Here is a 291-nt window from a genome sequence, read left to right as displayed (position 1 = left end):
CCTGGTATGCCTGGTTAATTCTGCTCGTAGCCATCGGCTCGATCGTCGGCGGTCTTATGATGCTGCGCGATACAGCCAAGAAACTGCCCCTCACCGAAGAACAACTCAAGCGCGTCCATGAGCGCAACGCCGAAATGGACGCCAAGGAAGCCAAGGACCGTTAAATAAGTCCGGGTGGCAGTCTGAAAACCTGCCCCTGCCTATTTCCCGATCTCTGCGCTGACCGAAAGCACCTTGATATGAAGCGGCTGAAAGATCGTCTCCAACTCGCCGTCCGCGCGCAACTTCTGC

1 protein-coding gene and 1 pseudogene are annotated in these 291 nt (G+C 56.4%); one reads left to right on the top strand and one right to left on the bottom strand.

The window, feature by feature from the left end; all coding sequences use genetic code 11:
• The coding region (locus ALO43_RS29365; protein ID WP_083492216.1) for a DUF2897 family protein at positions 1–164 on the top strand (164 nt) is incomplete at its 5' end.
• A 36-nt stretch (positions 165–200) separates the two neighbouring features.
• Here the strand turns inward: ALO43_RS29365 and ALO43_RS31890 are convergent.
• A pseudogene (locus ALO43_RS31890) lies at positions 201–291 on the bottom strand (amino acid ABC transporter substrate-binding protein); the annotation flags it as partial.

The sequence above is a fragment of the Pseudomonas tremae genome, from assembly GCF_001401155.1.
Taxonomy (GTDB): domain Bacteria; phylum Pseudomonadota; class Gammaproteobacteria; order Pseudomonadales; family Pseudomonadaceae; genus Aquipseudomonas; species Aquipseudomonas tremae.
The sequence above is the reverse complement of the archived record's forward strand: the minus strand, read 5'-3'. Positions and strand labels throughout refer to the sequence as shown.